Source organism: Archangium sp. (assembly GCF_036277355.1).
Lineage (GTDB): Bacteria > Myxococcota > Myxococcia > Myxococcales > Myxococcaceae > Archangium.
The window spans coordinates 1-7,283 of record NZ_DASUNC010000067.1 but is presented as its reverse complement, the minus strand read 5'-3'; the positions used below and the strand labels follow the sequence as shown (position 1 = coordinate 7,283).

At 68.2% G+C, this 7,283-nt stretch carries 7 protein-coding genes; 4 read left to right on the top strand and 3 right to left on the bottom strand.

The genetic code is table 11. The features are described from left to right. Positions 1–211: 211 nt before the first annotated feature. Positions 212–1,123: an urease accessory protein UreD gene (locus VFZ09_RS17945; protein WP_329728811.1), complete on the bottom strand. Its 912-nt coding sequence runs from the start codon at positions 1,121–1,123 to the stop codon at positions 212–214. 290 nt (positions 1,124–1,413) lie between these two features. Here VFZ09_RS17945 and VFZ09_RS17940 point away from each other — a divergent pair, with 290 nt between their 5' ends. The 3 genes from VFZ09_RS17940 to VFZ09_RS17930 all read left to right on the top strand — a co-directional run bounded on the left by VFZ09_RS17940 (position 1,414) and on the right by VFZ09_RS17930 (position 5,532). Further along, positions 1,414–3,084, top strand: a complete 1,671-nt coding sequence (locus tag VFZ09_RS17940) for a serine/threonine-protein kinase (protein ID WP_329728810.1) — start codon at positions 1,414–1,416, stop codon at positions 3,082–3,084. 23 nt (positions 3,085–3,107) lie between these two features. Beyond that, complete coding sequence (locus tag VFZ09_RS17935) at positions 3,108–4,007, top strand: DUF2381 family protein (RefSeq protein WP_329728809.1); 900 nt, start codon at positions 3,108–3,110, stop codon at positions 4,005–4,007. Positions 4,008–4,404: 397 nt separating this feature from the next. Then, positions 4,405–5,532, top strand: coding sequence for a hypothetical protein (locus VFZ09_RS17930; protein WP_329728808.1), 1,128 nt, complete (start codon positions 4,405–4,407; stop codon positions 5,530–5,532). On the opposite strand, the gene VFZ09_RS17925 is transcribed toward VFZ09_RS17930, so the two are convergent. Together VFZ09_RS17925 and uraH are read right to left on the bottom strand one after the other, a co-directional pair. Further along, positions 5,501–5,611 (bottom strand): ureidoglycolate lyase, encoded by a 111-nt coding sequence (locus tag VFZ09_RS17925; RefSeq protein WP_329728812.1) that lies wholly within the window; start codon positions 5,609–5,611, stop codon positions 5,501–5,503. The genes VFZ09_RS17930 and VFZ09_RS17925 overlap by 32 nt on opposite strands. Before the next feature lie 224 nt (positions 5,612–5,835). Then, on the bottom strand, positions 5,836–6,327 hold the full coding sequence (gene uraH / locus VFZ09_RS17920) for a hydroxyisourate hydrolase (RefSeq protein ID WP_329728807.1): 492 nt from the start codon (positions 6,325–6,327) through the stop codon (positions 5,836–5,838). A gap of 210 nt (positions 6,328–6,537) precedes the next feature. Between uraH and VFZ09_RS17915 the strand changes: the two genes are divergently transcribed. Further along, complete coding sequence (locus tag VFZ09_RS17915) at positions 6,538–7,146, top strand: CAP domain-containing protein (RefSeq protein ID WP_329728806.1); 609 nt, start codon at positions 6,538–6,540, stop codon at positions 7,144–7,146. Positions 7,147–7,283: the final 137 nt, after the last annotated feature.

Genomic DNA, 7,283 nt, shown 5'->3' with positions numbered 1-7,283 from the left:
GGTGAGGATTTCACCCATGACGCGCCTCCTGCCGTTTGGTGGTGGTTGTCTGAACAACACCCCTCTACCACTCGGGAGGTCAGGCGCGTCACCCTTCTTTTCCGGTCACCCTCCAGCCCTTCTGGTGAATAAGGCGGGGTGAGAGTTCAACTTTCACTCCACTGCACCACCCTGGCCCGGTGCGTCATTCACGGCCAGCGAGGAATGGGGCTCAGCCCCGGCGTGTCCAGGGGTCATCCCCGAGCAGCGAGGGCAGGAAGGACAGCCACTCGCGCGCGGTGCGCAGCAGCGCCTCGGCGGAGGTGGCCGCCACGCGGAGCACCAGTGCGTCGGACCCGAGCGGGCTCGCGGAGCAGACGAGCCCGGAGCGGGGCGTCACGGGCAGGGGGCCCACGTGCGCGGCGAGCGCCTCGCGGGCGGAGTCCAGCGCGGGTCCCACGAGGACCACGGTCCCCAGCGCGTCGAAGCGGCCGAGGCGCTCGGGCAGCACGCCATGGGCCGGGTCGAGCAACCAGCGCTCATCGATCAGCGCCCTGCCCTCGCGGTGGACCCGGAGCGAGGATGTGTAGTGGGTGAAGGCCCAGCGCTCTCCGGCGGCGCTGCGGCCCGCGGTGAGCAACTCCATCAGGATGAGCGAGGCGCCCGGGGCGAGCTGGATGTCCTGGCGCTGCGTGTACCGGGCTCCCGCGAAACACATGGTGGGGTCCGGCACCCATGCGAGCAGCGCGCCCGGCGCGACGCGGGCGGACAGCTCGCTCCGGCAACCGCGTGGCGAACGGTAGACGCGCGTGGAGCCCTGACTGGACACCAGCGCGGCGGCGCCCTCGGCGACGTCCAGGTCCACGGTGAGATGATCCCCATCCACCAGCCCTCCTCCGAGCGAGCTGGTGTAGACCCAGGCGGCGTGCCCGTGATTGCGCGGCGTCAGCAACCGCAAGGGGCTGTGCGCGAGCGCGGTGCGCACCACGGTCCGGTTCCCCACGCGCTCGAAGGCGAGCCTCGCGCTGCCCGCTCGACGGGTCCGGGGCACTTCGAGAGGCGGCGTGTGCTCACGGGCGATCATCGGCTCGTGAGACTGCCGCACACGCCCCGAGATCTCCAACTCCTTGTTGGAACCGGTCATGCTAGCCAAAGCAACACGTTGAAAGAACGGACCCGTTACTGTTTACGCGTCGCGTTCTCCATCCCATCCGAGACCCGGCTGGAGCTCGCCCGCGTCGGGGACTGGCACCAGGTGGGGCGCGGCGCCTTCCACGCGGCCCTCGTGGATCCGGGCCTGCCAGAGCAGGAGCAGCCCAGGCCCCGGGCGCAGGCGTAGCGCTCGGCGTTCAACCACGCACCCACCCAACCCTGCACGTCCGGGGCCCCCGGCCCCCGCCCTGGTAGCGTCCGCCACTTCCGGAGGGACGAGACATGTTCGACGACAACGGCGGACAGGCATGGGGAGAGGTGCCAACAGTGGCTCCCGGCACGGAGGTGGCGGGCTTCACCATCGAGGGGACGATCGCCTCCGGCAGCTTCGGGACCGTGTACCGCGCCAGGCGGAGCGGGAAGCCCTACGCGGTCAAGCTGGTGCGCATCACCCCGCGGGGTGACCGGGAAGCCGCCGCTCTGCGCCTGGTGCGGCACCCCAACGTGGTGACCTTCCACGGGTACGGCCTGTGGCCCGAGGAGGAGCCGCGCTTCCTCGTCCTGGCCCTGGAGCTCGTCGAGGGCCGCACGCTCGACGTCTGGGCCGCGGAGGAGAATCCCTCCGCGCTCGAGCTGGTGATGCGGGTGTTGTTGCCCCTGGCGCTCACCCTGGCGGACGTGCATGCCTCGGGCGTGGTGCACCGGGACCTCAAGGAAGCCAACATCCTCGTGCGCGAAGCGGACGGGCAACCGGTGCTGGTGGACTTCGGCGCGGCCGGCCTCAGGGAAGGGGGGCTCCGTCTGACGATGCGGCTGCCACCGGGCACCGCGGAGTACCGCAGCCCGGAGGTGTTGCGCTTCGCCCGGCAGTGGGAGGGCGAGCACTACCCTTTCTCCCCGGGAGATGACCTATGGGCCCTGGGAGTCGTCATCTACGGCCTGTTGACGCGCACGCTCCCCTTCGGAGACCGGAGCAACCCCGGGTTGAATCGGGCCATCCTCGAGGAGACTCCGCCGGCTCCGCATGAGCTCAACCCGCGTGTGCCCCAGGTCTTGAGCGACGTGTGTATGGGGTTGCTGGAGAAGAAGCTCGAGGACCGCTACCCGGACGCGAAGGCACTTGCAGAGGACCTGCTGGAGCAGTGCACCGCGGCGGACTCCTCCTGGCGCACACCGATGTTTCCGAGAAGCGGCCACGAGAGCCCCCCAGTTCCGGCGGAACCCGGACGCCGGAAGATCCGCTGGCGTTGGTGGGCTGCCGGCGGGCTCGGACTCACCGCGGCCGTGGTGCTCCTGTTGTGCGCGCCTCACGGTGACACCCCACGCACAACGTCGTCTCCTGCCCAAGCGACGCACCAGGGCATCTCCGGCCGGGATGTCGAGGAACCAGCCAGGACGGCGGAAGTTGGCCCCGGCGCGACATCCACCCCCGCGCCCATTCACACCGAGGCACCGTCCATGCTCAAGCCCCTCCTCAAGACCCGACAGGCCCGTTCCCTCCTTGCCGCTGGCTGCGTTGCCGGTTCCGCTGGTTGCGTCGGCGGTCCCCAGCCGCGTCCCCAGCCCCCGCCGGAGGACTGCCCGCCTGGAGCTGCCGCTACTCACGAGCGCTTCGGTGTGGATTCGACGCACGGCATCAACCTCGTCCTTCCGCTTCCGCGTGTGGAAGTGGTGCCCCTCCAGGAGGGGCCCGTCACTGCGGAGATCATCGGTCGGTGGGGAGGGCTCCCGGATCACACCACCTTCTCCGGGCGAGTCGTCATCGGCGAGAAGCGTGTCTATGGTCGCTTCACCGAGGCCCGGTTGCCCTCCGGGGAGATCGTGCCCGTATGCTTGCAGATGAAGTCGGTGTCGGATCCCGTCCTCGGCGTCGTGATGGAGCCCGGCAGCACGGCCACCCGGGCGCTCGTCATCTCCGGCGTCAGCGTCCGCGCCGTGCGCCAGTTCCAGTAGGTCCGCTTTGGAGGCCGTTTCCCATGCTCCCACCCGCCCCGCCCTCCCTACTGGCCCTGGTTCTGCTCCATGGAAGTCCCATGGCTGCTACTCCCCCTCCCGCTCCTGATGCCTGCGAGGACAGCCACCGCGTCGAGTTGGCACCTGGAGCCGTGGTGCCGGAGGTCTGCGTCAGCCCGGGTCTCCTGACTGGCTTCTTTTTCGACGCTCCCGCCGTCGTGGAGTTGCAGGACGAGTCCCGTTTCGCGCAAGTGTTGCGCGGCCCTCGTGGCTTCACCTTCATTCCGCCTCCGGACATGACCCCCGGAGAGCGTCTCCGGCTCACAGTCCACTGGGGGGAAGGACTCTTGCAGCAAAGCGCCACCTTCTCCTTGGTGGCTCACCCGAGACAGGCGACGCGCCAGGTGGAGGTATTCAGAGACCAGCGCCCCCGGGAGTCCGTGCTGCAGGAAGCAGCCCAGGAACGCGCGAAGAACGAGCAGCTCCGCGTGGAGAACCGGCAGCTCCGCGCCGGACTCGATCGGGTGGGCAAACTTCAGGGACTGTATGCGAGCGGAGCACTGGGAGAGGATGGAATCAAAGCCATTCCGATCCCGGTGCGGGCGGCACAACCCGGGGACGGTGCCCTCCTCATGACGAGAGGCAGCAGCTACCGCTCCGAGAAGACAGTGGCGGTGGCCGCCTGGGTGATGAACGCTGGCACCGATTCATGGTTGGTGGCTGGAGCCTCCCTGGTTTTGGCCACCGGCGAGAAGTTGGAGGGGGTGACGATCGCCCAGCCCGAAGCCATCGCCCCTGGCCAGACGTGGCGTGTCTTCATTGAGGCCGACGTTGGCCCCGGGGCGCCCTCCGAAGAGGTGACGTTGCAACTGTGGGACGCGGCAGGGCGCACCCTGAGCATCCCCAAGGTGACGTTCCCGTAGGACGGGGCCTCTTGATTGTGCGGGTGAGAAGCGCACCGCCGCCCTCCGCCACCTCCTCGAGGCGAAGGACTGTGCCGTCCGGTCCGTGATGCCGGAGAAGGTGGTGACGGTGGAGGAGTTGGAGTAGCACCACCGCCGGACGCACGAAGGCCCCCCCTCCCGTACATGGGGAGCGGGGCCCGCCTGCTTCACGCTCTGGCTCCCGTGCGCTCACAGAGGCCTCAGAGCTCGACGAGGACCTGAAGGACAGGGCCTGCCTCCTCCCCTGGCGGCCTTGCCTACCGGAGGTCCTCCACCCGGAAAAATCTGCTCAGCTTGAATTCCATGCTCATCCTGAGCTATCAGTATTTCCGGTGTGGACGCTTCTGTCCCCGAGCAGGTCCCGGAGACCATGGCCATGAGACACGCGAGCAGGGTGAACAGGTGGAAGCTGCTGACGGGAGCGGTGGTATCGGTGCTGACCCTGGCGCCCGCGGCGGCCCTGGCCGCGGACACGGGCTACGCCTGGGTATGGGCCGGCAACCTGACCGGCGACTACACCCCGCCTGCGTCCTATGCGTACAACTCGCGGGGCGGCACCCTGCGCGTCGTCAACGTGTCCACCGGCGACTACCGCGTCGACATCACCCACTTCACCGGCTCGGGCGGCAACGTGCAGGTGTCCGCGTACGGCTACGGCAGCGAGCGCTGCAAGGTGCGCAGCTGGTACCCCTCGGCCACCAACACCGTCAGCATCAACATCCGCTGCCATGACGTGGCCGGCAACCTGGTGAACACCCGCTTCGTCGCCCTCTACAACTCGCAGCAGCTCACCACCCCTGGGGGACAGTGGGGCGCCTATCTCTGGACCGACTTCCCCACCGCCACCAGTTCCTACACGCCCAGCTCCACCTACCAGTGGAATGCCAGCGGCCTGCTGAGCACGGTGGCCCGCACCACCACGGGCAACTACAACGTCACCCTCACCGGCCAGACCTCCGAGTTCCCCAGCTCGCTGCTCGTCACCGCCTACGGCGATGGCAGCGAGTACTGCAAGGTCGTCAACTGGGGCACGGGCAGCACCAGTTCCTCCAACATCGCCTACGTCCGCTGCTTCGCGGCCAACGGGCAGCCGGCCGATAGCCGCTTCACCCTGAGCTTCTTCACCTCCTCGCCCACGCTGAACGCCCCCACCGGCTTCGTGTGGGCGCACGACAAGGTCTCGGCCAGCTACACGCCCTATAGCTGGTACCAGTTCAACAGCTACGGCGGCACCAACACCGCGGGCCGTTCGAGCCTCGGCTCCTTCTGGGTGCAATACCCCGGCCTCAAGGCCACCGGCCCCACGGACTGGGGTTGGAACGCCAGCTCCACCACGCTCGTCACCGCCTACGGTTCCGGCTCCGAGCACTGCAAGGTGGGCGGATGGAGCAACTCCGGCGACGGCGCGCGGGTGAGCATCTCCTGCTTCGACGCCACCGGAAACCTCGTGGACACCCAGTTCAACCAGGCGTTCATGAACAACGACTTCCTGCCTCCGCAATAGGCGCCCCCCAGCGAGCGAACTCCGCCGGAGCGTCCAGCGCGATGATGGGGTGGTGCCACACGCCCCGGTGGTAGTTCACCCCCTGCCCCGGGCCGCACACGAACGCGGCGAGCCGCTCCACGTCCGGGCCCCCCCGAGTCCTCCGTTGGCGCGACGCACACGACGCACACCAGGAAGCGCGCGCAGACCAGGGGCAGGAAGGCCTGGCTCGAGTGCGGGTGGTGCTCGAGCAGCTTCACCGTGAAGGGCAGCGGCTGCGGCACCGAGCGGAACACCGCGAGGTTCGGCTTCGCCCCTCCGCGATCAGCCCCGGTACGTCGAGAAGCCGAAGGGGTTGAGCAGGAGCGGCACGTGGTAGTGCTCCGACGGCGCGTGGACCCGGAAGTCCACCGACACCGACGGGTAGAAGCTCTCCGTGTCGAGCCGCGCGAAGTACGGAGAGACATCGAACGACAGCCGGTACACGCCCGCTGCGGGAATCGTCTCCAGCAGCGGCTTCACGCGTCCGTCCGCGTTCGTCACCCCTCGCGCCAACTCCTTCCAACCCCCGTCTTGCTGTGCGTGCAGCGTCACCGTGACGCCCTCGGCGGGGCGGCCACGAGAGGTGTCCAGGATGTGCGTGCTGATGCCCATGTGTCTCTCCTTCAGCGTCCCGCCATCTGCTCGCGCAGCCACTTCTCCAGCCCTGCTCCACTCCTCGGACTTCTCGCTCTGGGGCGCGGCCTTCTTCGTCTGGCCGATGCGCGGGTGCGCGGCGAACGCCTCCAGGAAGGGCCACCGACTTTGTTCGTTCAAACAACGAAGTCACAGGGTCTTCAGGACAATGAGTGGGCAGTACTGAGGACAAGAGGTGGACGGAGATTCTACGGCGCTTGCACAAACATACCAGGAGTGTTAGAACGGCAATCACTGGAAAGCACGAACTACAGGGCGTGCCTCCGGTCCTGGGAGCCTTGAGCACCGGGGACAACGATCCCTGAAAGAAAGAATGTTGGAGTCATGCGAATGAATCGTGGAATTGCCGTGCTGGTCGGAGCCGTGCTGCTGGCGGGCTGTGGGGGCGAGGAGCAGATCGAGGTCACGCCCGAGGGAGTCATCGGAGAGGGCGTGCAGGCGGAGGAGGCTCCCTCCGAGGACAGGGCGGTCACGGCCCAGGCGTACTGTGACGACGTGATCACCTGGAACTCGACCTGGGCGAGCTACGAGAACCAGGTGCTCACGCTGGTGAACCAGCGGCGTGCGGCGGGCGCCACGTGCGGTGGCGTCTACAAGCCCCCGGTGCCCGCGCTCACCCTGGACTCGCGGCTGCGCTGCGCCGCGCGCAAGCACTCGAAGGACATGGCCCTCAACAACTTCTTCAGCCACACGGGCTCCAACGGCTGGACGCCCTGGCAGCGCATGACCTCGGCGGGCTACGCTTGGCGCACTGCGGGGGAGAACATCGCAGCCGGGCAAGCCACTCCGAGCGCGGTGGTGACGAGCTGGATGAACAGCAGCGGGCACTGCAACGGCATCATGGACCCCAGTTACAAGCACCTGGGCGTGGGCTACTACTACCGCGCCTCCGGAAGCACCTACGCGCACTACTGGACGCAGAACTTCGGCTCGCTGTAAGGGCTCAGACCTCGACGAGGACGCGCAGCGGCTCCGGGAACTGCCGCACCACGCAGTCTCCCGCGCCGCCGTCCTCCCAGGCGAGCATCGCGAACTCCGCCGGGGCCTCCAGCGCGATGATGGGGTGGTGCCACACG